Below are 23,428 nucleotides of genomic sequence, written 5' to 3'. Positions count from 1 at the left end.
ATGCCAAGGCACTTCCTCCGGGACGACGATCTCACCCCCGACGAGCAGCTCACCGTGCTCGACCTGGCCGACCGGCTCAAGGCCGACCCGCTGGGCACGCCCGCGCTGCGGGGCAAGTCGGTCGCGGCCATCTTCGAGAAGAACTCGACGCGGACCCGGCTGTCCTTCGACGTCGGCATCGCCCAGCTCGGCGGGCACCCGGTGATCGTCGACGGCCGGTCCATGCAGCTCGGCCGCGAAGAGACCATCGAAGACACCTCCCGGGTGCTCTCGCGCTACGTCGACGCCGTGGTCTGGCGGACCTTCGCGCAGAAGCGGATGGACGCGATGGCCTCGGTCTCCTCGGTGCCGGTGATCAACGCGCTGACCGACGAGTTCCACCCCTGCCAGGTGCTCACCGACCTGCAGACCATCCGCGAGCGCAAGGGGAAGCTCGCCGGGCTGAACCTGGTCTACCTCGGTGACGGCGCCAACAACATGGCGCATTCGCTGCTGCTCGGCGGCACCACGGCCGGGATGAACGTGCGCGTGGTCTCGCCGGAGGGCTTCCAGCCGGATCAGCAGGTCATGCTGGACGCCAAGCACCGCGCCAGCGACACGGGCGGCAGCGCGACGGTGTTCACCGACCCGCACGCCGCGGTCGACGGCGCCGACGTGCTGGTCACCGACACCTGGACCTCGATGGGGCAGGAGAACGACGGGCTGGACCGGGTCGGCCCGTTCCGCTCGCTCCAGGTCAACGCCGCGCTGCTGAAGCGCGCCGCGCCGGAGGCGATCGTGCTGCACTGCCTGCCCGCCCACCGCGGCTGGGAGATCACCGACGAGGTGCTCGACGGCCCGGCCAGCGCGGTGTGGGACGAAGCGGAGAACCGGCTGCACGCGCAGAAGGCGCTGCTGGTCTGGCTGCTCGAAAACAAGCACGACGAGCGACGCCGATGAGCAGGGCGGCCCGGCAGGCCAGGATCATCGAGCTGGTGTCCACGATGGCCATCCGCAGCCAGACGGAACTGGCCAAGCTGCTGGCCGCCGAAGGCACCGAGGTCACCCAGGCCACGCTGTCCCGCGATCTCGACGAGCTGGGCGCGGTCAAGCTGCGCGGCGCTGACTCGGGCGCGCCGGTCTACGTGATCCCGGAGGACGGCAGCCCGGTCCGCGGGGTGCAGGGCGGCACGGCCCGCCTGGCGAAGCTGCTCGCCGAGCTGATGGTCTCGGTGGACGCCTCGGGCAACCTGATGGTGCTGCGCACCCCGCCGGGTGCCGCGCAGTTCCTGGCCAGCGCGATCGACCGGGCCGCGCTGGAGGAGGTCGTCGGCTCCATCGCCGGTGACGACACGGTGGCCGTGATCGCGCGCGAGCCGCTGACCGGCAAGGGACTGGCGGAGAAGTTCGCCGAACTGGCGGACCGCTCGTCCACATCGGACGGTGAGTAGGGTGCCCGGCGAAGCAATCCAGCGACGAGAGAGTGTGAGCGAGTGAGCGGGAAAGAGCAGCCGGTCCAGCTGTGGGGCGGCAGGTTCGCCAGCGGACCGGCCGAGGCCATGGCGGCGTTGAGCCTGTCGACGCACTTCGACTGGCGACTGGCGCCGTACGACATCGCCGGTTCGCGGGCGCACGCCAGGGTGCTGCGCTCGGCCGGGCTGCTCACCGAGGAAGAGCTGACCGGCATGCTGGCCGCGCTGGACACGCTCGCCGAGGACGTGGCCTCCGGCGCGTTCACCCCGGAGATCGCCGACGAGGACGTGCACACCGCGCTCGAACGCGGCCTGCTGGAGCGTGCGGGCGCCGAGCTGGGCGGCAAGCTGCGGGCCGGCCGGTCGCGCAACGACCAGGTGGCCACGCTGTTCCGGATGTACCTGCGTGACGCCGCGCGCCGGATGGTGGCGGGCACGCTGGACGTGGTCGAGGCGCTGGTGTCGCAGGCCGAGCGCAACGCCGACGCGATCCTGCCCGGCCGCACGCACCTGCAGCACGCGCAGCCGGTGCTGCTCGCGCACCACCTCCAGGCCCACGCGCACGCACTCCTGCGCGACGTCGGCCGCCTGCGGGACTGGGACGCGCGCACCGCCGAGTCGCCGTACGGTTCCGGTGCGCTCGCCGGTTCCTCGCTGGGGCTCGACCCGGAGGCCGTGGCCGCGGAGCTGGGTTTCGACACCTCGGTGGAGAACTCCATCGACGGCACCGCCTCGCGGGACTTCGCCGCCGAGTTCGCCTTCGCGCTGGCCATGCTGGGCGTGAACCTGTCCAGGATCGCCGAAGAGGTGATCATCTGGAACACCGCCGAGTTCGGCTACGTCACCCTCGACGACGCCTGGGCCACCGGCAGTTCGATCATGCCGCAGAAGAAGAACCCGGACGTGGCCGAGCTGACCAGGGGCAAGTCCGGCAGGCTGATCGGCAACCTCACCGGCCTGCTGGCCACGCTCAAGGCGCAGCCGCTGGCCTACAACCGGGACCTCCAGGAGGACAAGGAGCCGGTGTTCGACTCGGTCGAGCAGCTGGACCTGCTGTTCCCCGCGCTGGCCGGCATGCTCGGCACGCTGACCTTCCACACCGGACGCCTCGCCGAACTCGCGCCGGCCGGGTTCACCCTGGCCACCGACATCGCGGAATGGCTGGTGCGGCAGGGAGTCCCGTTCCGCGTGGCGCACGAGGCGGCGGGGGAGTGTGTGCGCGTGGCCGAGGGCCGGGGGGTGGGTCTCGAAGACCTGACCGACGACGAACTCGCCAAGATCCACCCCACGCTCACCCCGCAGGTGCGCGAGGTGCTGACCATCGAGGGTTCGGTCGCCTCACGCGACGCGCGCGGCGGCACCGCTCCGGTGCGGGTCGCCGAGCAGCGCGAACGCCTGGTGCACCGCCTCGGCGAACTGCGCGACTGGCTCAAGTAGCGCGGGACTTCGCCGCCGACCGCAGTTTGGCCCGCAGCGCCTTCGTGGCCACCGGGCCGAGGCTCTCCAGCACGTCGGCCAGTGAGGCGAGCTGGGCGAGCGCGCCGAGTGCCTGCTCGCCGCCGTCCGGGTCGACGGACTCGAACAGGGTGAGCCCGAGAAAACCGGCCGAGGTCGCCCGCGCGAGCCCGGCCGGATCGATGAACTCGGTCAGCGGCGAACCGGAGAGCACGCGCAACAGCGTGCTCTCCACCTCGGTGGTCCACTTGCCCAGCGCGTCCCTGGTCGCCTCGGCGAGCCGCCCGCCGCCCTGCGCGCCGGCCAGCGTCTGCGCCAGCACGGCGAGATTGCCTTCGACGCGCTCGGCCTCGTGGATCTCGCGGCCGAGCGCGAGCAGTTCGGCCAGCGTGCGCACCTCGGCGAACCGGGGTCGGTGGGTGGCCACGCGGGCTTCGGTGGTCTGCACGCAGGTCTGCGCGATCAGCTCTTCCAGGTTGCCGAAGTGGTAGAAGATCAGCGCCTGGTTCGCGCCGGCGGCGGCCGCCACCGAACGCGCGGAGACCGCTGTGATGCCCTGCTCACGGATGACCGCGAGCACCCCGTCGATCAACCGCTGCTTGGTGTTCACCACAACACCTTCTCGCGCAGTGGCTTCACCGCGCCGCTCACCCCCTGATCGACGAACGTGGCGTCGAAGCGGCCGTGGTAGCCGAACACCGGGCCGAACCGCGGGTTGGCCACCTCCACCTGGATCCGGAACTGCCCGATCTCCTCGTCGAACCACTCGTTCACCGTGGCGGTGCCGCTGACCCGTGCCGGCAACACCGTCCGCAGTGGACCCTCCCGCAGCCGGAACTCGCCGGAGCTGAGCCGGAAGCCGCCGTCCTCGCGCACGGACAACCGCAGTTCGGTGGCCACGTGCTGGTGCGTGCCGAGGTAGTCGACTATCCGGCCGGATACCGGGTCGAACACCATCTGCGCGTCGAACCGCCGCCGTTTTCCCGGCAGTTCGAAGGTGCGCACGAAAGAGACCGTCTCGCGCCCGAACGAGTCGATGTACGGATAGTTCTCGATGGTGAACGGCACGTTCTCGCCCTGCTCGGGGAACAGGATGTGCCGAGTGGTGCCGAGCCGCAGGAACGGCGCGGTGTAGACCGGGCCGCGCCAGATCCGGTCCATCACCCCGTGGCCGAGCATGCCGATCCCGCTCGCCGTGCCGAGGCCGAGCCGCCGGCGCACCCGCGGGTGCAGGCGGGCGAAGTCAGTACCGAAAGCTCGTTCGAAGATGGTCAAGATTCCTCCTCGGTGGTTCGGGGGTCCGGGGGTCGTCCCCCGTGCGGACCGCACAGCGTTCGGGTTCGACGCCGTCCTCGAGCCACCGGCGCAGCCGGTCGAAGGACAGCGCGGTGAGCCGGGCGAAGACCGGCCGGAACACCCGGTCGGCCGCCTGGCCGACGGCGCCCCAGCGGGTCGTGTAGTCGAACCCGGTGGCGAAGCCGATGCCGTCGGGTCCCGGTGTGTACCGCCAGTAGCCGGCTCCCTGCCGGATCAGGGAGAGCGGGTCGGCCGAGCGGAAGCGCAGCGCCGAGGTGCAGCCGCCGTCCGGGCGGTGGCGTTCCCCGGCGTGCGTGCCGAGCCCGGTGACGCTCACCCCGAGGAAGCGGCTGGTGTAGCGGAACCGGCCGGATCCCAGCGGCACGATCTCGGCGAACCGCAGATCCCACCGCTGGTGCAGGGCCGGGTCCTGGGTGTGCTCCCACACCGCGGCCAGCTCCGCCCTGATCACCGTCTCCACCTGGATCGGAGCCATCTCTCCTCCTCGTTTTGAGCGACTGCTCAACTCACCGTAGCGCGAGTTGAGCGAATGCTCAAAATGGCTCCCGGTTAGGATTCGGGGACGGAATCGAGGGGAGAACGGTGCTGGATCACCTGGTCTACGCGACACCGGAGCTGGACCGGACGGTCGAGGAACTGGCCGGACGGGGAATCGCGCTGAGCCCCGGCGGGCCGCACCCCGGTCTCGGCACGCGCAACCACCTCGCGGCGCTGGGCGGGAGCGCGTTCCTGGAGGTCATCGGCCCGGATCCGGAGCAACCCGATCCGGCGACACCGCGCCCGTTCGGCGTCGACGAACTCACCGCACCCCGGCTGGTGACCTGGGCGATCCAGGTCCCGGACCTCGACACGGCGCTCGACCGCGCCCGCGCACTCGGGCACGAGCCGGGCGACGCCGTCCCGATGTCGCGCCGCCGCCCCGACGGGGTGCTGCTGGCGTGGCGGCTCGCGTTCCCACCGGACAACGAGGGCGGACTGGTCCCGTTCGTGATCGGCTGGGGTGACACACCGCATCCGTCGCGCACGGCCGCACCCGGCACCAGCCTGCTGTCGTTGCGCGGGGAGCACCCCGACCCGCAGCGCCTCGGCCGGGTGCTCGCCGCGCTGGGCGCGGAACTCGAGGTGACCGAGGCCGCCGAGCCCGCGCTGGTCGCCGAACTGGCCACCGCGTCGGGAACGGTGGTGCTGCGGTGACGGACAGGCTGGTCACCGCGGACGAACTGGCCATCGACCCGGTGGTCGCGGCACCCTTCCTGCTGGGCTGCGAGTTGGAGGCCGAGGGTCCCGACGGCACGGTCAGGGTGCGCCTGGTCGAGGTCGAGGCGTACCGCGGGCACGACGATCCGGCGTCGCACTGCTACCGCGGCCGCACCCCGCGCAACGACGTGATGTGGGGCCCGGCCGGTCACCTGTACGTGTACTTCGTTTACGGCATGCACTTCTGCGCGAACGTGGTGTGCGGTGTCGACGGCGTGCCGGGCGCGGTGCTGCTGCGCGCGGCGGAGGTGGTCGACGGCGCCGACGTGGTCCGCGCCCGCCGTCCGAAGGCGCGCTCCGCCGCGGTCGCGAACGGCCCGGCCATCCTGACCTCGGCACTGGGCCTCGACCGCGCGCACAACGGCGCCGACCTGCTCGACCCGAAGTCCCCGATCCGGCTGCTGGCCGGGGAGCGCGTCGCCCCCGGCGAGATCCGCACCGGCCCGCGCGTCGGCGTGGCCGCGGCGATGGACACGCCGTGGCGGTTCTGGGTGGACGGCTCACCCGCGGTGTCGACCTACCGGCGAGGCGGGCGGGTCCGGCCGGGGCGGTGAGCCCGCCCGGAAACCGATTGCGCTGGTGAGGGATCATTCAGTGCGTGAGTGAGCACATCCTTGACGAACTGTCCTGGCGCGGCCTGATCGCGCAGTCCACCGACGTCGACGCCCTGCGCCGAGACCTGGACCAGGGACCGCTCACGCTCTATTGCGGCTTCGACCCGACCGCGCCCAGCCTGCACGCCGGCAACCTGGTCCCGCTGCTGATGCTGAGCCGGTTCCAGCGCGCCGGGCACCGGCCGATCGTGCTGGCCGGCGGCGCGACCGGGATGATCGGTGATCCGCGCGACACCGGTGAGCGCACGCTGAACACGCTCGACGTGGTCGGCGAGTGGGCGGGCCGGATCCGCGGTCAGCTCGAGCGGTTCGTGGACTTCGACGACTCGCCGACCGGCGCGGTGGTGGCCAACAACCTGGACTGGACCGGGCCGCAGTCGGTGCTGGAGTTCCTGCGTGACGTCGGCAAGCACTTCCCGGTCAACACCATGCTGAACCGGGAGACGGTGAAGCGGCGGCTGGAGACCGACGGCATGTCCTACACCGAGTTCAGCTACTTGCTGCTGCAGTCGCAGGACTACCTGCACCTCCACCGCGAGTACGGCTGCAAGCTGCAGGTCGGCGGCTCGGACCAGTGGGGCAACCTGGTCGGCGGGGTGGACCTGATCCGGCGCGTCGAGGGCAGGAGCGTGCACGCGCTGACCGCGCCGCTGGTGACCGACGCCGAGGGCCGCAAGTTCGGCAAGTCCACCGGCGGCGGCAACCTGTGGCTGGACCCGGAGATGACCTCGCCGTACGCGTGGTTCCAGTACTTCGTCAACGTCGGTGACGCCGACGTGATCCGGTACCTGCGGATGTTCACCTTCCTGACCGCCGAGGAGATCGCGGCGCTGGCCGAGGACACCGAGCAACGGCCACACCTGCGTGCCGCGCAGAAGCGGCTGGCGGAGGAGTTCACCACGCTGGTGCACGGCGCCGGGCAGACCCGGCAGGTCGTCGCGGCCAGCCAGGCGCTGTTCGGCCGGGGTGAGCTGGCCGAGCTGGAGGCGTCCACGCTGGACGCCGCGATGGCCGAGGTGCCCAGCGGCGAGGTGAAGCTGTCCGACGAGCCGACCATCGTCGAGCTGCTGCTGGCCGGCGGGCTGGTGGACAGCAAGGGCGCCGCGCGCCGCACGGTGAAGGAGGGCGGCGCGTACGTGAACAACACGAAGGTCACCGACGAGGAGTGGAAGCCCGCGGCGGGCGATCTGCTGCACGGCCGGTGGCTCGTCGTGCGCCGGGGCAAGCGCAACATCGCGGGCGTCGCCGCCGCGCACTGAGCGCGCGGGCCGGAATCAGGGGCTTGACCTGCGGATTCTCCGTTAAGGGACCCCCCTGATTTCGGCCCCGGACGCCCCGTGTAATGTTCTCTTCGTCGCCAGGGAGACCGGGCGGCCGCCGGGAACACGAACCAAGCTCCCACCTTGTGTGGTAGAGTGGGTGGTCCCAAAATCTGGAGCGGTAGTTACCCCCACTGAATCCGAGTGGTTCGACGTTGGGTAGGCTGTTCCAGGGCCAAAAACCTTCAGTGTGTTGCTTGAGAACTCAACAGTGTGCTAGTGAACTAAGCCAGTAGAGCTTATATGAAACCCCCTCGTCGGGGTTTCCTTTGAGAATGCTAGAAATAGTCTAGATCAAATTCATTGTTGGAGAGTTTGATCCTGGCTCAGGACGAACGCTGGCGGCGTGCTTAACACATGCAAGTCGAACGATGAAGCCCTTCGGGGTGGATTAGTGGCGAACGGGTGAGTAACACGTGGGCAATCTGCCCTGTACTTTGGGATAAGCCCTGGAAACGGGGTCTAATACCGGATAGGACTGCGCATCGCATGGTGTGTGGTGGAAAGCTCCGGCGGTACAGGATGAGCCCGCGGCCTATCAGCTTGTTGGTGGGGTGATGGCCTACCAAGGCGACGACGGGTAGCCGGCCTGAGAGGGCGACCGGCCACACTGGGACTGAGACACGGCCCAGACTCCTACGGGAGGCAGCAGTGGGGAATATTGCACAATGGGCGCAAGCCTGATGCAGCGACGCCGCGTGAGGGATGACGGCCTTCGGGTTGTAAACCTCTTTCGACAGGGACGAAGGGTGACTGACGGTACCTGTAGAAGAAGCACCGGCTAACTACGTGCCAGCAGCCGCGGTAATACGTAGGGTGCGAGCGTTGTCCGGAATTATTGGGCGTAAAGAGCTCGTAGGCGGTTTGTCGCGTCGGCCGTGAAAACTGGAGGCTTAACCTTCAGCTTGCGGTCGATACGGGCAGACTTGAGTTCGGTAGGGGAGACTGGAATTCCTGGTGTAGCGGTGAAATGCGCAGATATCAGGAGGAACACCGGTGGCGAAGGCGGGTCTCTGGGCCGATACTGACGCTGAGGAGCGAAAGCGTGGGGAGCGAACAGGATTAGATACCCTGGTAGTCCACGCTGTAAACGTTGGGCGCTAGGTGTGGGCGACATCCACGTTGTCCGTGCCGTAGCTAACGCATTAAGCGCCCCGCCTGGGGAGTACGGCCGCAAGGCTAAAACTCAAAGGAATTGACGGGGGCCCGCACAAGCGGCGGAGCATGTGGATTAATTCGATGCAACGCGAAGAACCTTACCTGGGCTTGACATGCGCCAGACATCCCTAGAGATAGGGCTTCCCTTGTGGTTGGTGTACAGGTGGTGCATGGCTGTCGTCAGCTCGTGTCGTGAGATGTTGGGTTAAGTCCCGCAACGAGCGCAACCCTTATCCTATGTTGCCAGCGGTTCGGCCGGGGACTCGTGGGAGACTGCCGGGGTCAACTCGGAGGAAGGTGGGGATGACGTCAAGTCATCATGCCCCTTATGTCCAGGGCTTCACACATGCTACAATGGCTGGTACAGAGGGCTGCGATACCGTGAGGTGGAGCGAATCCCTTAAAGCCGGTCTCAGTTCGGATCGCAGTCTGCAACTCGACTGCGTGAAGTCGGAGTCGCTAGTAATCGCAGATCAGCAACGCTGCGGTGAATACGTTCCCGGGCCTTGTACACACCGCCCGTCACGTCATGAAAGTCGGTAACACCCGAAGCCCATGGCCCAACCCTTCGGGGAGGGAGTGGTCGAAGGTGGGACTGGCGATTGGGACGAAGTCGTAACAAGGTAGCCGTACCGGAAGGTGCGGCTGGATCACCTCCTTTCTAAGGAGCAACACATCCCAGCCTGCGGGTTGGGAGTGGCCGCAGCCTAGATGCCGAATGTGTGTCTGTTGTGGTTGCTCAAGGAATTGTGGAACTACTGGTTTATGGTTCTCTGTTCGGGTTGCCGGCAGGTTGAGTACTGCTCTTCGGGGCGTGGAAAGGTTTGTCGGGTTCGTTCGGGGTTCTGTTCATTGGCACGCTGTTGGGTCCTGAGGCAGCACGCTGGTGTTGTTTCTGGTGTGGTGTTTGAGAACTGTAGAGTGGATGCGAGCATCTTTGTGGTCAAGTTGTTAAGAGCACATGGTGGATGTCTAGGCATCAGGAGCCGATGAAGGACGTGGGAGGCTGCGATAAGCCTCGGGGAGCTGTCAACCGAGCTGAGATCCGAGGGTGTCCGAATGGGGAAACCCAGCACCAGTGATGTGGTGTTACCCGCACCTGAATATATAGGGTGTGTGGAGGGAACGCGGGGAAGTGAAACATCTCAGTACCCGTAGGAAGAGAAAACAACCGTGATTCCGTGAGTAGTGGCGAGCGAAAGCGGATGAGGCTAAACCGTGCGCATGTCAAGCTGTCAGGCGTTGTGTGTGCGGTGTTGTGGGACCCAGCGTGGGAGATCTGACAGTCTCCCGGATGCGCGCTATGGTTAGTGGAATCACCTGGGATGGTGGACCGGAGTGGGTGAGAGTCCCGTACGCGAAAACTGTGGTTGCGTGTTTGTTTGGTGTTCCCGAGTAGCAGCGAGCTCGTGGAATTTGCTGTGAATCTGCCGGGACCACCCGGTAAGCCTAAATACTTCCTGATGACCGATAGCGGACTAGTACCGTGAGGGAAAGATGAAAAGTACCCCGGGAGGGGAGTGAAAGAGTACCTGAAACCGTGTGCTTACAAGCCGTCAGAGCCTACTTGTTGGGTGATGGCGTGCCTTTTGAAGAATGAGCCTGCGAGTTAGTGCTGCGTGGCGAGGTTAACCCGTGTGGGGTAGCCGTAGCGAAAGCGAGTCTGAATAGGGCGTGTGAGTCGCGTGGTCTAGACCCGAAGCGGAGTGATCTACCCATGGCCAGGGTGAAGCGCCGGTAAGACGGTGTGGAGGCCCGAACCCACTTAGGTTGAAAACTGAGGGGATGAGCTGTGGGTAGGGGTGAAAGGCCAATCAAACTCCGTGATAGCTGGTTCTCCCCGAAATGCATTTAGGTGCAGCGTCGTATGTTTCCCATCCGGGGTAGAGCTACTGGATGGCCTAGGGGCCTTACCGGGTTACCGAAGTCAACCAAACTCCGAATACGGGTGGGTGAGAGTGCGGCAGTGAGACGGCGGGGGATAAGCTTCGTCGTCGAGAGGGAAACAGCCCAGAACACCAGCTAAGGCCCCTAAGTGTGTGCTCAGTGGGAAAGGATGTGGGATTGCCCAGACAACCAGGAGGTTGGCTTAGAAGCAGCCACCCTTGAAAGAGTGCGTAATAGCTCACTGGTCAAGTGGTCCTGCGCCGACAATGTAGCGGGGCTTAAGCACACCGCCGAAGCTGTGTCATTCATGCGATACATCGGCTTGAGCCTTCGGGTTCTTGTCTAGTGGTATGGATGGGTAGGGGAGCGTCCTGCATCCAGGGAAGCCGCGGTGTGAACCAGCGGTGGAGGGTGTGGGAGTGAGAATGCAGGCATGAGTAGCGAATGCAGAGTGAGAAACTCTGCCGCCGGATGACCAAGGGTTCCTGGGCCAGGCTAATCCGCCCAGGGTAAGTCGGGACCTAAGGCGAGGCCGACAGGCGTAGTCGATGGACAACGGGTTGATATTCCCGTACCCGAGCACGTGCGTCCCTGATGAGGCAGTTGATACTAACCACCCAAAGCGCAGGCTGGAGTCTTCGGACAAAGGTCTGTTGTGGAGCGTGGGGCCTGATTCTGTAGTAGTCAAGTGATGGGGTGACGCAGGAAGGTAGCTCCGCCAGTGAATGGTAGTACTGGTGTAAGCGTGTAGCCCGAAGTGTAGGTAAATCCGCACTTCATGAGGGTGAGACGTGATGCGTAGCCGATTGAGGTGAAGTAGAGTGATCCTATGCTGCCGAGAAAAGCCTCTAGCGAGTGCGTGCACGGCCCGTACCCCAAACCAACACAGGTGGTCAGGTAGAGAATACTAAGGCGATCGGGTGAACTGTGGTTAAGGAACTCGGCAAAATGCCCCCGTAACTTCGGGAGAAGGGGGGCCAAACATCCTGAAGTCCCTTGCGGGCTAGGGGTGGGTGGCCGCAGAGACCAGCGGAAAGCGACTGTTTACTAAAAACACAGGTCCGTGCGAAGAAGTAATTCGATGTATACGGACTGACGCCTGCCCGGTGCTGGAACGTTAAGAGGACCGGTTAACTCCTTTCGGGGGGTGAAGCTGAGAATTTAAGCGCCAGTAAACGGCGGTGGTAACTATAACCATCCTAAGGTAGCGAAATTCCTTGTCGGGTAAGTTCCGACCTGCACGAATGGCGTAACGACTTTCCGGCTGTCTCAACCACAGGCCCGGCGAAATTGCATTACGAGTAAAGATGCTCGTTACGCGCGGCAGGACGGAAAGACCCCGGGACCTTTACTATAGTTTGGTATTGGTTTTCGGTTCGGTTTGTGTAGGATAGGTGGGAGACTGTGAAGCGCTCACGCTAGTGGGTGTGGAGTCGTTGTTGAAATACCACTCTGGCCGGATTGGGAATCTGAACCTACGCCCATGATCTGGGTGAGGGACAGTGCCTGATGGGTAGTTTAACTGGGGCGGTTGCCTCCCAAAGAGTAACGGAGGCGCCCAAAGGTTCCCTCAGCCTGGTTGGCAATCAGGTGTTGAGTGTAAGTGCACAAGGGAGCTTGACTGTGAGACTGACAGGTCGAGCAGGGACGAAAGTCGGGACTAGTGATCCGGCACCACCTGGTGGAAGGGGTGTCGCTCAACGGATAAAAGGTACCCCGGGGATAACAGGCTGATCTTGCCCAAGAGTCCATATCGACGGCATGGTTTGGCACCTCGATGTCGGCTCGTCGCATCCTGGGGCCGGAGTAGGTCCCAAGGGTTGGGCTGTTCGCCCATTAAAGCGGCACGCGAGCTGGGTTTAGAACGTCGTGAGACAGTTCGGTCCCTATCCGCCGCGCGCGTAGGATACTTGCGGAAGGCTGTCCCTAGTACGAGAGGACCGGGACGGACGAACCTCTGGTATGCCAGTTGTCACGCCAGTGGCATGGCTGGTTAGCTACGTTCGGAAGGGATAACCGCTGAAGGCATCTAAGCGGGAAGCCTGTTCCTAGATGAGGTATCCCACCCCTTTGTGGGTTAAGGCCCCCAAGAGACGATTGGGTTGATAGGCCAGAAATGGAAGCGCAGTAATGTGTGGAGTTGACTGGTACTAATAGGCCGAGGACTTGCCTACAAAGACGCTTCGCATCCACTCTACGGCTCTGAAACACCACACCAGAGCTGATGTAATGCCAGCATGGTGTTTCGTAGTGTTTCGGTGGTTATAGCGGTGGGGAAACGCCCGGTCCCATTCCGAACCCGGAAGCTAAGCCTGCCAGCGCCGATGGTACTGCACTCGAAGGGGTGTGGGAGAGTAGGACGCCGCCGAACTCAACTCAGGGAGCGGGGTTCCAGCCTGTGAGGGCTGGGACCCCGCTTTCTTGCTGTCCATGGCCGTTGGGCTACCGCGCCGGAGGGGTGGCGGACCCGGCCAGATACAGTTGTGTGCTGGCCCCCGTGTGGGCCTTTCCCACTTTCGAGGTCTCTGCTAGGAGGACAGGTGTCCGAGTTCGGTCGGCGCGATTCTGAGGACGACCGCGAGGGCGGTCGCCCGCGGCGGCGCGACTCGAGTCCCCGCGGCAAGCAACAGGGCGGTGGGCGCCCCACCAGGCAGAGCAGCACCGACCGCGGTGGCTACAAGCCCCGTGGCGACAAGAGCTTCAAGCCCCGAGATGGCGCCCCCCACAAACCGCGCGAAGACCGCGGTGGCTACAAACCCCGCGAAGGCGGCAGCGGCTACAAGCCACGCGATGATCGCGGCGGCTACAAGCCCCGCGAGGACCGCGGCGGCTTCAAGTCCCGTGAGGGTGGCAGTGGCTACAAGCCTCGCGAAGGCAGTGGCGGCTTCAAATCGCGCGATGACCGGGGCGGATACAAGCCCCGTGAAAGTGGCAGCGGCTTCAAGTCACGTGACGACCGCGGTGGCTACAAGCCCCGTGAGGACCGCGGCAGCTTCAAGTCCCGTGAAGGCGGCGGTGGCTTCAAACCGCGTGACGACCGGGGTGGCTTCAAGCCGCGCGAGGATCGGGGTGGCTTCAAGCCGCGCGAGGATCGCGGCAGCTTCAAACCGCGCGAAGATCGGGGTGGCTTCAAGTCCCGCGATGACCGTGGTGGGTTCAAGCCTCGCGAGGGTGGTTCCAACCGCGACGACCGCGGTGGTTACAAGTCGCGTGACGACCGTGGCGGTTTTAAGCCTCGTGAAGACCGGGGTGGCTACAAACCTCGCGAAGGCGGGAGTGGCTACAAGCCCCGCGAAGGCGGCGGCGGCTTCAAACCGCGCGAGGATCGTGGCGGCTTCAAGTCCCGCGAGGGTGGCAGTGGCTACAAGCCTCGCGAAGGCAGTGGCGGCTTCAAGTCTCGCGAGGACCGGGGCGGCTTCAAGCCCCGTGAGGATCGTGGTGGGTTCAAGCCTCGCGAGGGTGGTTCCAGCCGCGACGACCGCGGTGGGTTCAAGCCGCGGGAGGACTCCAAGCCGCGCGAAGACCGGGGCGGTTACAAGCCCCGCGAGGACCGGGGTGACTTCAAGTCTCGTGAAGACCGGGGCGGGTTCAAGCCTCGCGAGGGTGGCTCCAGCCGCGACGACCGCGGTGGCTTCAAGCCCCGTGAAGATCGAGGCGGATACAAGCCTCGTGAAGACCGCGGGTACAAGCCTCGTACCGGGCCGCGGAGGGATGAGCGCGTGCTGGACGACGCCGAGCTGGCCAAGGAGCTGCTCGAGGCGCCCGAACTCCCCGAGGACATCGAGTTCTCCGACCTCGACGAGGAGGCTCGCCGCGAGTTGCGGACCTTGCCCAAGGGGCTGGCCGAGACCGTCGGCAAGCATCTGGTCGCGGCCGGCGGGCTGATCGACACCGATCCCGAGGCCGCCTTCGAGCACGCCAAGTACGCCAAGGCCAAAGCCTCCCGCGTGCCGATCGTGCGCGAGGCACTCGGCCTGGTCGCCTACCACTCTGGCAAGTGGGCCGAGGCGCTCACCGAGCTGCGCGCGGTCCGCCGGATGACGCGCAGCGACTCCCACATCGCGATCATCGCCGACTCCGAGCGGGCCCTCGGCCGCCCCGAGCGGGCGCTCGACCTGGCCAAGGAGGCCGACATCAGCCGCCTCGGGCGGGATGTGCAGATCGAGCTGAAGATCGTCACCGCCGGGGCGCGCCGCGACCTCGGGCAGCTCGACGCGGCCGTCGTCTCCCTCCAGGGCGAGGACCTCGACGCCCGCAAGCGCGAACCGTGGAGCGCGCGGCTGTTCTACGCCTACGCCGACAACCTCCTCGCCGCCGGCCGCCGGGACGAGGCGATCAGCTGGTTCCTCCACGCCGCCGAGGCCGACGACGACGAGCTGACCGACGCCGCCGAGCGCGCGGCCGAGCTGGGGCAGGCCGAAGGTGAGTGACGCACTGCTGGCGGCCTACGACTCACTGCTGTTCGACCTCGACGGCACGGTCTACCACGGCGCACGGGTCATCCCCGGCGCGCCGGAGGTGATCGGTGAGGCGCGGGCCGCCGGCACGGCGGTGCGGTTCGTCACCAACAACGCCTCCAAGGCACCCGCCGCGGTCGCCGAGCACCTCAACGGCATGGGCATCGACGCCCAGCCCGACGAGGTGCACACCAGCTCACAGGCCGCCGCGCAGGTGCTCGCCGAGCGCCTCGCTCCCGGCGCGCACGTGCTCGTCGTCGGCGCGCAGGCGCTGTGCGACGAGGTCGAGGCCGTCGGCCTGCGGCCCGTCCGCGAAAACTCCGACCAGGTCGAAGCCGTGGTCCAGGGGCACTCGCCGGACACCGGCTGGGGCAACCTGGCCGAGGCCTGCATCGCGATCCGCGGTGGCGCGCTCTGGGTGGCCAGCAACGTCGACAAGACCCTGCCCACCGAGCGCGGCCTGCTGCCCGGCAACGGCTCGATGGTCGCCGCCCTGCGCAGCGCCACCGATCGCGAGCCGATCGTCGCGGGCAAGCCGGAGGCGCCGCTCATGCGCACCGCCGCCCACGGCCGGGCGCTCGTGGTCGGCGACCGGCTCGACACCGACATCGCCGGCGCGGTGGCGGCCGGGCTCGACGCGCTGGTGGTGCTCACCGGCGTGGACACCCCGGCCAGCCTGATCGCCGCCATCCCGGCCGAGCGCGCACGGTTCCTCGCCGCCGACCTCACCGGCCTGCGCGACTCCGCCGAGACCACACTCATCGCGCCGAAGCCGGGCTGGGTGATCACCGCCGAGCAGGACGTTCTGCAGGTCCGGGCCGACGGCGGCAGTGATCCGCTCGACCTGCTGCGCGCGCTGTGCGCTACCGCGTGGGACACCGGCGTGACCGAGGTCAAGCCGCTCGACGACACCGCGAAGGGCGCGCTCAGCGAACTCGGCCTCATCGGTTAGCGTTGTGGGGTGCAGGAGCAGAACCACCCCGTCCCGCGACCGCCGGGACAGCAGCCGCAGCCGCAGCAGATCGACCCGCGCGCCGGGATCGACGAGGCGGTGTCGGGGCTGAACGAGCTGGACCGGGTCCCGCTCGCGGAGCACGTGGAGCGCTTCGACGCCGTGCACACCGAGCTGACCGTCGCGCTCTCCAGCATCGACAAGGTCTGAGTCCGATGGCCCGCAGGGCACGGCTCGACGCGGAGCTGGTGCGCCGAGGCCTCGCCCGCTCCCGTGAGCAGGCGAGCTCGCTGATCGCGCAGGGCAAGGTGAGCGTCGGCGGCATGGTCGCGACCAAACCGGCCACCGGGGTGGAGGCCGCCGCGGCGATCGTGGTGCGTGACGAGGACGACCCCGGCTGGGCTTCGCGCGGGGCGCACAAGCTGCTCGGCGCCGTCGAGGCGTTCGAACCGGACGGGCTCACCGTCGAGGGCAAGCGCTGCCTGGACGCGGGCGCGTCCACCGGCGGGTTCACCGACGTGCTGCTGCGCGCGGGGGCCGCCCAGGTGGTCGCCGCCGACGTCGGCCGCGGCCTGCTCGACTGGCGCCTGCGCACCGACGAACGCGTGGTCGTGCTGGACCGGACGAACGTGCGCAACCTGACGCCCGAGCTGATCGGCGGCCCGGTCGATCTCGTGGTGGCGGATCTGTCGTTCATCTCGCTCAAGCTGGTGCTGCCCGCGCTCGCGGAGTGCGTGCACCCCGGCGCGGATCTGCTGCCGATGGTCAAGCCGCAGTTCGAGGTCGGCAAGGACCGGCTGGGCAGCGGCGGTGTCGTGCGTGATCCCGAGCTGCGCGCCGAGGCGGTGCTGGCGGTGGCTGCCGCGGCGGCCGAACTCGGCCTGGCCACCAGGGGCGTGGTCGCGAGCCCGTTGCCCGGCCCGTCCGGCAACGTCGAATTCTTCATCTGGTTGCGGCGTGAGGCCGCCGAGTCGACCGTGGACGTGGACCGGCTGGTCCGCACCGCGGTTCAGGAGGGTCCTTCGTGACGCTTCGGCGTGAAGTGCTGCTCGTCGTCCACCCCGATCGTGACGCCACGGCCGGCGCGGCCCGTGAGGTGGCCGCGCAGCTGGCGGCGGCCGGTATCCGGCTGCGGGTGGCCGACGAGGAGGTCCGGCAGCTGGTCCAGGCCGACCGGCACGCCCCTGAGTGCACCGTGGTCGCCCCGGACGACGATCCGGCGGCCGGTACCGAGCTGGTCTTCGTGCTCGGCGGTGACGGGACCCTGCTGCGCGCGGCGGAACTGGCCCGCCCGGCCGGGGTGCCGGTGCTCGGGGTGAACCTGGGCCGCGTCGGCTTCCTCACCGAGGCCGACTCCGACGCGCTCGAGGAGACCGTGCGGCGGGTGGTCGAGGGCCACTACCGGGTCGAGGAGCGGATGACCGTGGACGTCACGGTCGCCGTCGACGGCGAGATCGTCGCCCGCACCTGGGCGCTCAACGAGGCCAGCGTGGAGCGCAGTTCGCGGGTGCGGATCCTGGACGCGCTGATCGAGGTCGACGGCCGCCCGGTGTCCTCGTTCGGCTGCGACGGCGTGCTGTGCGCGACCCCGACCGGGTCGACCGCCTACGCCTTCTCCGCCGGCGGGCCGATCATGTGGCCAGACGTGGAGGCGCTGCTGGTGGTGCCGAGCAACGCGCACGCGATGTTCTCCCGCCCGCTGGTGGTCTCGCGGAACTCGGTGATCACCGTCGGCATCGATCCCGAGGGCTCGACGGCGGTGCTGACCTGCGATGGGCTGCGGCACATCGAGCTGCCGCGCGGGGCCAGGGTGCGCGTGGTGGCCGGCCGGGTGCCGGTGCGGCTGGCCCGGTTGTGGGACGGCCCGTTCACCGATCGCCTGGTGCACAAGTTCGCGCTGCCGGTCAAGAGCTGGCGCGAACGCGACCGCCACCAACCACGCTGACGGCCCGTTCGCGTCGGTTTTCACCAGGAACTTCGCCGTTGTTGCGAGTGCCGGGCGCGCGTCGCCCGGACGGGGCACTACGGTTGGTGGCGTGCTGGCCGAGATGCGCATCCAGGGCCTCGGGGTCATCGAGGACGCCCTGCTCGAGTTGCACCCGGGATTCACCGTGGTCACCGGCGAGACCGGTGCGGGCAAAACCATGGTGGTCACCGGGCTGCACCTGCTCTCCGGAGGACGGGCGGAGGTGTCGAAGGTCCGCGTCGGTGCGGGGAAAGCGCTGGTGGAGGGCCGTTTCGAAGGGGTGACCGGCAAGGTCGCGCTGGACATCATCGGCGACGCCGGTGCCGAGGTCGAGGACGGCGGCGGGGTGATCGCCCTGCGTTCGGTGGCCAGTGACGGCCGTTCGCGCGCGCACCTCGGCGGCCGGTCGGTGCCGGTCGGCGTGCTGGGTGACCTGTCCGAGCAGCTGCTGGCCGTGCACGGCCAGAACGACCAGCTCCGCCTGCTGCGCCCGGCCGAGCAGCGCGCGGTGATCGACCGGTTCGCCGGTGACGCCGTCGCCGGGCCGCTCGAGCAGTACCGGGCCGTCCGCGAACAGTGGCAGGCGGTGGTCACCGAGCTGACCGATCGCACCACCCGCTCGCGCGAGCTGGCCCAGCAGGCCGACATGCTGCGCCTCGGGCTCACCGAGATCAGTTCGGTCGAGCCGACCCCCGGCGAGGACACCGAGCTCACCGAGCAGATCAAGCGGCTGTCCGCGATCGACGAACTGCGCGCGACGGCCACCGAGGCGCACAACGCGGTCTCCGGCGCCCAGGACGGCGACCTGGAGGCCCCCGGCGCGCTCGGCCTGGTCGGCGAGGCGCAGCGGCGGCTGGCCGGCGCCGAGGACCAGGCGCTCCGCGACATGGCGCCGCGGCTGGCCGAGGCCGCCGTGCTGCTCGGCGACGTCGGCACCGAGCTGGGCAGCTACCTCGAATCGCTGGAGGCCGACCCGGCGCGGCTGGAGCAGTCGCTGGCCAGGCAGGCCGACCTGAAGAAGCTGATCCGCAAGTACGCCGCGGACATCGACGGTGTGCTCGCCTGGGCCGAGGACGCCCGCGAGCGACTGTCCACGATGGACACTTCCGAGGAGGCGCTGGCCGAGCTGGCCGCGCGCCGCGACGAACTGGCCAAGCAGCTCGGCGAGCACGCGGCCCAGCTTTCGGCCGCGCGCCGGGTCGCGGCGAGCGAGCTGGCCGGGGAGATCACCGCCGAGCTGGCCGGGCTGGCGATGGGCCAGGCGCAGATCGAGGTGACCGTCGGCGTGCGCGAGGTCGACGAGTCAGATCCGCACGCGCTGGTGGTCGACGGCCGCACGGTGCACGCCGGGCCGGACGGGGTCGACGAGGTCGAGCTGCTGCTGCGCGCGCACAAGGGCGCGCCGCCGCTGCCGGTGCACAAGGCCGCGTCCGGCGGTGAGCTGTCCCGCGTGATGCTGGCCATCGAGGTGGTCCTCGCGCACGCGGACACCGTGCAGACGCTGGTGTTCGACGAGGTGGACGCCGGGGTCGGCGGCCGCGCGGCGGTGGAGATCGGCAGGCGGCTGGCCCGGCTGGCGACCAGCCACCAGGTGCTGGTGGTGACCCACCTGCCGCAGGTGGCCGCGTTCGCCGACCGCCACCTGGTGGTGGACAAGGGCATGTCCGACGGCATCACGCGCAGCGGGGTGAAGGTGCTGCAGCAGTCCGAGCGGGTGCTGGAACTGGCCCGCATGCTGGCCGGCATGGACGACACCGAAACCGGTCGCGCGCACGCGGAGGAACTGCTCGCCGCGGCCGACGCGGACAAGTACTCCTTCAGCAGGCTTCCGCGTGACGGGCGGAAAGGGTCGAAGAAAAAGCGCACGAAATAGTGATTCCTCCCCAGCACGGGGGATACGCGGAGTGAACCGCACACCGATCGTTGGATTCTCGAAATGCGTACCGGCGTGGCGGCCACCTTCTCACGTGCACATTTGTCACCATCGGTCCCATGAAGCTCACCGGCTTGCTCTCGCGGAACGACGAAACCCGTCCCGGCGTGACCGGGGTGGCGCGGGTCGACCGGCGCACCAGGGAGTTGCTCCGCCGGATCTCCCCCGGTGACATCGCCGTGCTCGACCAGCTCGACCTGGACCGGGCCACCGCGGACGCGCTGGTGCGCGCGGAAGTGGCCGGCGTGGTCAACGCCTCGCCGTCGATTTCCGGCCGGTTTCCGAACCTGGGCCCGGAAATCCTGCTCGCCGCCGGGATCCCGCTGATCGACTCGGCCGGTGGCTCGGTGCTGCGCAACGTCAAGGACGGCAGCAAGCTGCGCCTGCACGAGGACACCATCTACCTCGGTGAGCGCAAGGTCGCCTCGGGCACGCGGCAGACGCGGGAGAGCGTCGCCGACCAGATGATCGAGGCCAAGGCCGGGATGTCCACCCAGCTCGAGGCCTTCTCGGCGAACACGATCGAGTTCCTGCGCCGCGAGCGCACGCTGATCCTGGACGGGGTCGGCGTGCCGGAGCTGCGGCTGTCGCTGCGGGACCGGCACGTGCTGGTGGTCGCCGCGGGCAACGGGCACGCCGAGGACCTGAAGAAGCTGAAGAAGTACATCGGTGAGCACCGGCCGGTGCTGGTCGGTGTGGACGGTGGCGCGGACACGCTGATCGCGCAGGGCCACACGCCCGACGTGATCGTCGGCGATCCGCTGGGCATCGAGGCGGAAACGCTCAAGTGCGGGGCCGAGGTGGTGGTCCCGGCGCAGCCGGACGGGCACGCGCCCGGCGTGGCCCGCATCCAGGACCTCGGCATCGGCGCGGTCACCTTCCCGGCGTCGGGCAACGCGGAGGACCTCGCGCTGCTGCTGGCCGACGCGCACGAAGCGAGTCTGGTGGTCACCGTCGGTTTCCAGGCCACGCTGCGCGAGTTCCTCGACCACGGCCGGTCCGGTTCGAACCCGTCCACCTTCCTGACCCGGCTGAAGCTGGGCACGAAGCTGGTCGACGGCAAGGCCGTGGCCACACTGCACCGCGGCCGGGTCTCCGGCGGGATGATCCTGTTCCTGGTGCTGGCCGCGCTCGCGGTGGTCGCCGCCGCGCTGCTGGTCTCCAACGCCGGCGAGGTCTACCTCGATTGGATCACCGACACCTGGCGGTCCTTCACGAACTGGGTCAAGGGGCTCTTCACGTGATTTCTCTGCGCTATCACATCGTTTCGATCGCGGCGGCGTTCCTGGCGCTGGCCGTCGGCGTGGTGCTTGGCTCCACCGCGCTGAACGGGCCGCTGCTGTCCGGGCTCTCCGACGACAAGGCCGAGCTGGGCCGCCAGGTGTCCGACCTGGAGGCCCAGCGCAACGCGCTGACCGCGCGGCTCGGTGATTCCGACGCCTTCGCCGGTGCGGTCGGGCCGAAGATCGTGGCCGGGCAGCTGGACCAGCGTTCGGTCGTGCTGGTCACCACCGAGGACGCGAAACCGGCCGACCGGGACGCGCTCAAGGAGCTGATCGGCCAGTCGGGCGCGGCGGTGACCGGTGAGGTGCAGCTGACCCAGTCGTTCGCCGACCCGGCCAAGGCCGACCAGCTGCGCCAGGTGGTCACCCGGCTGCAGCCGGCCGGGGTGAGCTTCCCGACCGCGGGGGATCCGGGCACGCTGGCCGGCGCGCTGCTCGGGTCGACCTTGTTGCTGAACAAGGATTCCGCGCAGCCGCAGTCCACTCCGGACGAACTGGCGGCGGCACTGGGCGGGCTGTCCGACGGCGGGTTCGTCAAGACCGCGGGGGACGTCAAGCCCGCGCAGGAGGCCGTGGTGCTGGTCGGTGGCAAGGCCACCGGCGACGGCGCGGGGGACCGGGCGGCCACGGTCGCGCGCTTCGCCACGCAGCTGGACCGCTCCGGCGCGGGCACCGTGCTCGCCGGGGACCTGGCTTCGGCCGAGGGCACCGGCGCGCTGGGTGTGGTGCGGGCGGACACCTCCGCCACCTCGATCCTGTCCACTGTGGACAACGTGGACACCGCGGCCGGGCGGGTGGTCACCGTGCTGGCCCTGCGCGAGCAGCTGGACGGGGCGGCGGGCCGCTACGGCATCGCGGGCAACGCCCAGAGCCCGGCACCGGGCGTGAACCGCGAAGGCAGCTAGCGACTATTCAGAAAATGAATGTGGCTTCGGGGCAGGTTCGCCCCGAAGCCACATTTGTGTTCAGCTGCCGAGCAGGGCGGTCCAGGCGTCGACGAAGCCGGGGAAGGTTTTGCCGACGGTGGCCGGGTTTTCCACCTGTACGCCCGGGGTGCGCAGACCGGCGACGGCGCCCGCCATGACCAGGCGGTGGTCGTCGTAGGTGTGGAAGACGCCAGCGTGCATGGGAGCCGGGGTGATGCGCAGGCCGTCCGAGGTTTCGGTGACGCCGGCGCCCAGGCCCGACAGCTCGGTGGCCAGCGCGGCCAGCCGGTCGGTCTCGTGGCCGCGCAGGTGCGCCACCCCGCTGATCACCGACGGCCCGTCCGCGAAGCACAGCAGCGTGGCGATGACCGGGGTCAGCTCGCCGACCTCGTGCAGGTCGAACTGCCCGCCGCCGAACTCGCCGGTACCGCTGACGGTCAGGCCCGTCTCGTCCAGCGACACCTTCGCGCCGAGTTCGGCGACCAGGCTGCGCAGCCAGTCGCCGGGCTGCGTGGTCTCCTCCGGCCAGCCCTCGACCCGCACCGAGCCACCGGCGAGCAGGGGAGCCACCACGAACGGGGCGGCGGTGGACAGGTCGGGCTCCACGGTGAAGTCCGGGCAGGACAGCGCCGCGGGCGGCACGAAGAACTCGGTGCCCGAGCGTTCCGGGGTGGCACCGAAGCGGCGCAGGATGTCCAGCGTCATCTCGATGTGCGGCTCGCTCGGCGGTGTGCCGGTCAGGCGCACGCGCACGCCCTCGCCGAACGCCGGGCCCGCCAGCAGCAGCGCGGACAGGAACTGGCTCGACGCCGACGAATCCAGCTCCACCTCGCCACCGGCGAGCCCGCCGCGGCCGGTCACGGTGAACGGCGGCGCGCCGCGGCCCTCGTCGTCGATCCGCGCGCCGAGCGCGGACAGCGCGCCCAGCAGGGGAGCGAGCGGGCGGCGGCGGATGGCCTCGTCGCCGTCGAACCGCACGGTCCGGCCGCCCAGCGCGGCCAGCGCCGGGGTGAACCGGGCCACCGTGCCCGCGTTACCGAGGGTGACCGTGGCGTCGCCGGAACCGGCTTCGATCGGGCGGATCCGGGTGCCCTCCTCGGTTTCCGCGTAACCGCCGCCGAGCGCGGACACCGCGCCCAGCATCAACCGGGTGTCGCGCGAAACGAGCGGCTCGCGCACGAGCGTGGGCCCGGTGGCGAGCGCGGCGAGCACGTAGGCCCGGTTGGTGAGCGACTTCGAGCCCGGTACCCGGACGGTCGCGTCCAGTGATCGCGAACTCTCCGGTGCGGTCCAGGTCTCGGCTTCGGCCATGTGTCCTACCCCTCGGCTTCCGTGCGCGGGTGTGGCAGCGGTGGCGCTCGCCGCCGCTCGTGTTAGCGTAAAAGCCCGTGGACGACACTCCTGCGCCGGGACGCGAAGCGCCGGTGGCCGAGTGTGCGTTCTGACCGGCAGA

At 68.4% G+C, this 23,428-nt stretch carries 18 protein-coding genes and 3 rRNA genes; 17 read left to right on the top strand and 4 right to left on the bottom strand.

The features are described 5' to 3' along the window. The 3 genes from argF to argH are packed head-to-tail and all read left to right on the top strand — an operon-like array spanning nt 1 to nt 2,888. The gene (argF, locus tag YIM_RS31250) at nt 1-939 is read left to right on the top strand and encodes an ornithine carbamoyltransferase (protein WP_153033738.1); all 939 of its coding nucleotides are present in this window, start codon (nt 1-3) and stop codon (nt 937-939) included. Continuing rightward, nucleotides 936-1,430, top strand: coding sequence for an arginine repressor (locus YIM_RS31245; protein WP_153033737.1), 495 nt, complete (start codon nt 936-938; stop codon nt 1,428-1,430). Before argF ends, YIM_RS31245 begins: the two co-directional genes overlap by 4 nt. A 42-nt stretch (nt 1,431-1,472) precedes the next feature. Continuing rightward, nucleotides 1,473-2,888: an argininosuccinate lyase gene (gene argH, locus YIM_RS31240; protein WP_153033736.1), complete on the top strand. Its 1,416-nt coding sequence runs from the start codon at nt 1,473-1,475 to the stop codon at nt 2,886-2,888. Here argH and YIM_RS31235 read toward each other — a convergent pair. Genes YIM_RS31235 through YIM_RS31225 form a run of 3 tightly spaced genes read right to left on the bottom strand, consistent with a single transcriptional unit; the run spans nt 2,881 to nt 4,698 of the window. Further along, complete coding sequence (locus tag YIM_RS31235; protein ID WP_228004119.1) at nt 2,881-3,516, bottom strand: TetR family transcriptional regulator; 636 nt, start codon at nt 3,514-3,516, stop codon at nt 2,881-2,883. The two genes, argH and YIM_RS31235, sit on opposite strands and share 8 nt — an antisense overlap. Further along, on the bottom strand, nt 3,513-4,181 hold the full coding sequence (locus YIM_RS31230) for a DUF4166 domain-containing protein (protein WP_228004118.1): 669 nt from the start codon (nt 4,179-4,181) through the stop codon (nt 3,513-3,515). The genes YIM_RS31235 and YIM_RS31230 overlap by 4 nt, the downstream gene beginning before the upstream one ends. Beyond that, nucleotides 4,150-4,698, bottom strand: coding sequence for a hypothetical protein (locus YIM_RS31225; RefSeq protein WP_153033734.1), 549 nt, complete (start codon nt 4,696-4,698; stop codon nt 4,150-4,152). Before YIM_RS31225 ends, YIM_RS31230 begins: the two co-directional genes overlap by 32 nt. Before the next feature lie 107 nt (nt 4,699-4,805). Here YIM_RS31225 and YIM_RS31220 point away from each other — a divergent pair, with 107 nt between their 5' ends. The 14 genes from YIM_RS31220 to YIM_RS31155 all read left to right on the top strand — a co-directional run bounded on the left by YIM_RS31220 (nt 4,806) and on the right by YIM_RS31155 (nt 21,954). Beyond that, nucleotides 4,806-5,417, top strand: a complete 612-nt coding sequence (locus tag YIM_RS31220) for a VOC family protein (RefSeq protein WP_153033733.1) — start codon at nt 4,806-4,808, stop codon at nt 5,415-5,417. Next, complete coding sequence (locus YIM_RS31215) at nt 5,414-6,034, top strand: DNA-3-methyladenine glycosylase (RefSeq protein WP_153033732.1); 621 nt, start codon at nt 5,414-5,416, stop codon at nt 6,032-6,034. Before YIM_RS31220 ends, YIM_RS31215 begins: the two co-directional genes overlap by 4 nt. Before the next feature lie 44 nt (nt 6,035-6,078). Beyond that, nucleotides 6,079-7,353 carry a tyrosine--tRNA ligase gene (gene tyrS / locus YIM_RS31210; RefSeq protein WP_153033731.1) on the top strand — a complete coding sequence of 425 codons (1,275 nt, stop codon included), beginning with the start codon at nt 6,079-6,081 and terminating at the stop codon, nt 7,351-7,353. A gap of 363 nt (nt 7,354-7,716) precedes the next feature. Further along, nucleotides 7,717-9,232 (top strand): 16S ribosomal RNA (locus YIM_RS31205). 280 nt (nt 9,233-9,512) lie between these two features. Beyond that, nucleotides 9,513-12,632, top strand: a 23S ribosomal RNA gene (locus YIM_RS31200). Nucleotides 12,633-12,712: 80 nt separating this feature from the next. Then, nucleotides 12,713-12,829: ribosomal RNA gene (gene rrf, locus YIM_RS31195) — 5S ribosomal RNA — on the top strand. The 16S, 23S and 5S rRNA genes sit together here, the layout of an rRNA operon. 169 nt (nt 12,830-12,998) lie before the next feature. Beyond that, entirely contained in the window at nt 12,999-14,888 is a 1,890-nt protein-coding gene (locus tag YIM_RS31190; protein WP_153033730.1) for a hypothetical protein, read from the top strand. Continuing rightward, the gene (locus YIM_RS31185; protein ID WP_153033729.1) at nt 14,881-15,867 is read left to right on the top strand and encodes an HAD-IIA family hydrolase; all 987 of its coding nucleotides are present in this window, start codon (nt 14,881-14,883) and stop codon (nt 15,865-15,867) included. The genes YIM_RS31190 and YIM_RS31185 overlap by 8 nt, the downstream gene beginning before the upstream one ends. Nucleotides 15,868-15,876: 9 nt before the next feature. Further along, on the top strand, nt 15,877-16,077 hold the full coding sequence (locus tag YIM_RS31180; protein WP_153033728.1) for a hypothetical protein: 201 nt from the start codon (nt 15,877-15,879) through the stop codon (nt 16,075-16,077). 5 nt (nt 16,078-16,082) lie between these two features. Further along, nucleotides 16,083-16,895, top strand: coding sequence for a TlyA family RNA methyltransferase (locus tag YIM_RS31175; RefSeq protein ID WP_153033727.1), 813 nt, complete (start codon nt 16,083-16,085; stop codon nt 16,893-16,895). Beyond that, complete coding sequence (locus tag YIM_RS31170; RefSeq protein WP_153033726.1) at nt 16,892-17,812, top strand: NAD kinase; 921 nt, start codon at nt 16,892-16,894, stop codon at nt 17,810-17,812. Before YIM_RS31175 ends, YIM_RS31170 begins: the two co-directional genes overlap by 4 nt. A 91-nt stretch (nt 17,813-17,903) precedes the next feature. Next, entirely contained in the window at nt 17,904-19,706 is a 1,803-nt protein-coding gene (recN, locus tag YIM_RS31165) for a DNA repair protein RecN (protein WP_194239805.1), read from the top strand. 119 nt (nt 19,707-19,825) lie between these two features. After that, nucleotides 19,826-21,010, top strand: coding sequence for a putative cytokinetic ring protein SteA (gene steA, locus YIM_RS31160; protein ID WP_153033725.1), 1,185 nt, complete (start codon nt 19,826-19,828; stop codon nt 21,008-21,010). Continuing rightward, a complete protein-coding gene (locus tag YIM_RS31155; RefSeq protein WP_153033724.1) occupies nt 21,007-21,954 on the top strand; it encodes a copper transporter in 948 nt (315 codons plus the stop codon). The genes steA and YIM_RS31155 overlap by 4 nt, the downstream gene beginning before the upstream one ends. Before the next feature lie 60 nt (nt 21,955-22,014). Here YIM_RS31155 and aroA read toward each other — a convergent pair whose 3' ends face one another. Continuing rightward, nucleotides 22,015-23,286, bottom strand: a complete 1,272-nt coding sequence (gene aroA / locus YIM_RS31150) for a 3-phosphoshikimate 1-carboxyvinyltransferase (protein WP_153033723.1) — start codon at nt 23,284-23,286, stop codon at nt 22,015-22,017. Nucleotides 23,287-23,428 lie beyond the last annotated feature (142 nt).

The sequence above is a fragment of the Amycolatopsis sp. YIM 10 genome, from assembly GCF_009429145.1.
Taxonomy (GTDB): Bacteria; Actinomycetota; Actinomycetes; order Mycobacteriales; family Pseudonocardiaceae; genus Amycolatopsis.
Note: the sequence above shows the minus strand (reverse complement) of the source record. Positions and strands in the feature narration are given on the sequence as shown.